The sequence below is a fragment of the Nonomuraea sp. NPDC049625 genome (assembly GCF_040675285.1).
Taxonomy (GTDB): Bacteria; Actinomycetota; Actinomycetes; order Streptosporangiales; family Streptosporangiaceae; genus Nonomuraea; species Nonomuraea angiospora_A.
The window spans coordinates 1-1,224 of the sequence record NZ_JBFAOQ010000064.1; the positions used below are offsets into that span (position 1 = coordinate 1).

At 65.0% G+C, this 1,224-nt stretch carries 1 protein-coding gene; it reads right to left on the reverse strand.

Annotated features, from left to right (window positions below):
- A partial coding sequence (gene cobG, locus AB0J87_RS64405) for a precorrin-3B synthase (protein ID WP_363985931.1) occupies positions 1-1,064 on the reverse strand: 1,064 nt, incomplete at its 3' end.
- Positions 1,065-1,224 lie beyond the last annotated feature (160 nt).

Below are 1,224 nucleotides of genomic sequence, written 5' to 3' on the forward strand. Positions count from 1 at the left end.
GCGGCGGCGCAGGAACGTGGGCAGCCGGACAGGTGCACGCTGTGGCCGGGCACGAGCGTTGCCAATTGCAGGGCGTCGGTCTTGGTGTCGGCCAGGCCTTTGGCGCATCCGCTGGAGCCGGTGCAGGCGATCAGGCGCGCCAGGGGTTGGTCCACCGAGCACAAAAAGCCAAGCCGTTCGAGGCGTTCAATGACAGCCGCCGCGTCACGGATATTGGGCAGCAGCAGGCCCTGCCATGGCGTGACACGCAGGGTGGCGTCGCCATGGTCGACGGCCAGCTGCGCGGCGCCCCTGAGCATCGCCGAATCCAGGCGGCCCAAGGGTGCGACGGCAGCGACGTAGACCTGGTTTTTTTGACGCTGTGGATAACTTCCCAGGTGCAGCGGCGCGGGGTTGGAATGGCGTGAAAAGCCGTCAACCGGCTGCAAGGGCAGATTTAGCTGCCGCAGAAAGTTATCCACAGACGTTTCAGCCAGCAGGTGGCGCATGCGGGTTTGATCGGGCCGGGCCAGTTCAAGGAACAGCTCCAGAACCGCCACCACCAGTGCATGCCCTTGCGCCAAAGGCACGGCGGCCAATGGCGCGTCCTGCGCCGGGCAGCCTGCCAGGCCGAATGCCAACAGCGTCTGGCCATTGGCGTCGAACGCCGACAACCACAGGTCGTGATGATGCTCGAGCATCGCCAGGGCTTCACCGCCGTCCAGTTGCACGGCGAACTTGGCTGACAGCTCATGGAAACGCGGGTGGGTTTCCAGGGTGGCGAGGATTTCGTCAGCCAGCGGCCGTGTGTCGAACAGCATCTCGCGGTCGATACCGGCGCTGGGGCTGAGCATCAGGTTGCGCACATCGTCACCGGCGGCGCTTCTGGGCCCAAGGTCAGCGGCCAGCAAGGCGGCGATCAATGCGTCCTGTTCGGCACCTATTCCGCGAATCTGCAGGTTGGCGCGGTTGGTCGCCTCGATCACGCCGCCGGCATGGGCCAGGGCCGCATCGGCCACGGCAAGGGCCTGCTCGGCGAGGATCGAACCACCGGCCAACTTGATCCGGCAAATCCCGCCGTCCAACGCCTGGACAATACGCAGCAACCCCGGACAGGCCGAGGGACGCAAGGTATTGGACGGTGGTATTGATTTCACAGGGCTACCGGTTCACGGGTAATGGCGCGGTATTTTGCCTGCTTTGTCCGGCGGCATGTATAGCCTGCCCGTCGGTTGTCGTTCATGG